At 73.4% G+C, this 1,453-nt stretch carries 1 protein-coding gene and 1 pseudogene; both read left to right on the top strand.

Annotation, left to right across the window (positions count from 1 at the left end; all coding sequences use genetic code 11):
- A pseudogene (locus tag HW445_RS30795) lies at window positions 1–303 on the top strand (hypothetical protein); the annotation flags it as partial.
- Window positions 293–1,453, top strand: a 1,161-nt coding sequence (locus HW445_RS30790; RefSeq protein ID WP_180224076.1) for an amidohydrolase family protein, incomplete at its 3' end; no start/stop codon positions are given. The pseudogene HW445_RS30795 and the gene HW445_RS30790, both read left to right, overlap by 11 nt.

Raw genomic sequence — 1,453 nt, 5'->3', positions numbered from 1 at the left:
CGGCTGGCCACCCTGCACGAGACGCGGAGCCTGGTGGAGCTGCTGGACGGCCTGGAGGGCGGGCGCGGCGGTTTCGAGATCGTGTGGGTGCCCGCCGAGTCCACCCTGCACGCCGCCCAGCTGGTGGCCGAGGGCCGCGCGGACGCCGCCGTGACCAACGAGCCCGGCCGCCGCCGGCACGGCCTGGTGTTCCAGGTGTCCCGGCCCGGCGTCCCCATGGTGTGGACGGTCTTCGGGCCCGCGGTGCTCGAGCGCCCCGCCACCCCCCTCACCCTGTCAGGAGCCGCATACCGTGACCGCTGACCGACGACTGCTGCTGCACGACGTCACCGTCCAGGAGGGGCTGGGCCGCGCCTCGCTGCCGCACCGCTCCGTCCTCCTCGACGGCGAGCGGATCGAGGCCGTGCTGCCGGCCGCCGAGGCGCCCGCCGACGGCGACTTCGTCCGCTGGGACCTGGCCGGGCTGACCGTCGTGCCCGGCATGACGCTGGGGCACACCCACATCGCCTACGTCAACGTCACCACGGGCCGCGAGACGCTGTTCAAGTACCGCGTTCCGGAGGTCGCCCTGCACGCCGCGCGGCACGCGGCGGACCTGCTGACCTGCGGGTACACCGCGTTCGTCGGGGCCGGTTCGGTCGCCGGGATCGACATGGCGCTGAAGAACGCCATCGAGGCCGGCGTCATCCCGGGCCCGCGCATCACCCCGTGCAGCCGCGACCTGATGGTGTCGGGCCCGCCCGGGCGGCGCAGCCCCGAGCTCAAGGAGCGGATGCCCCGCGAGCTGATGCCGGTGGTGGACGTCCTCGGCGACCTGGTGAAGTACACCGAGGAGGAGATCGACCAGGGCGCGGAGATCATCAAGGTCTTCTCCTCCGGCGACGACACCTTCCCCAACGCCCGCTCCGACGAACTGCTCTTCAGCAGGGAGGAGCTGGCCCTGGTCGTGAAGACCGCGCACGCGCGCGGGGCGAGGGTGCGGGCCCACTCGCGGGGCCTGGACGGCATCCGCAACGCGCTGGCCGCGGGGGTCGACGTCATCGACCACGCCACCTACGCCGACGACGAGGCGCTGGAGCGGATCGCCGAGCGCGGCGTCTTCGTGGTGCCGAGCCTCTTCCAGCCCGACCGGCTGCTCGCCCTGGGCGAGCGGTTCGGCAAGGCGCCGGACTACCTGGAGGCCCTCGACTTCGAGAAGGAGATCGAGAACACCCTGCGCTTCCTGCCGATGGCCGAGGACCTCGGGCTGAAGATCGTGCCCGGCGACGACTTCGGCTTCGCCTGGACGCCGCACGGCACCTACGCGGACGAGCTGGTGATGTACGCCGAGCGGGCCGGCATCGCGCCGGAGACGGTCCTCAAGTGGGCCTGCGCCAACGGCGCGGAGCTGGCCGGGCGGGGCGACGACGCCGGTGCGGTCGTCGCGGGCCGCCTCGCCGACCTGGTGGTGTGG

Origin of the sequence: Streptomyces sp. UH6 (assembly GCF_013421635.1) — a bacterium.
GTDB classification, from domain to species: domain Bacteria; phylum Actinomycetota; class Actinomycetes; order Streptomycetales; family Streptomycetaceae; genus Streptomyces; species Streptomyces abyssomicinicus.
The sequence above is the reverse complement of the archived record's forward strand: the minus strand, read 5'-3'. Positions and strand labels throughout refer to the sequence as shown.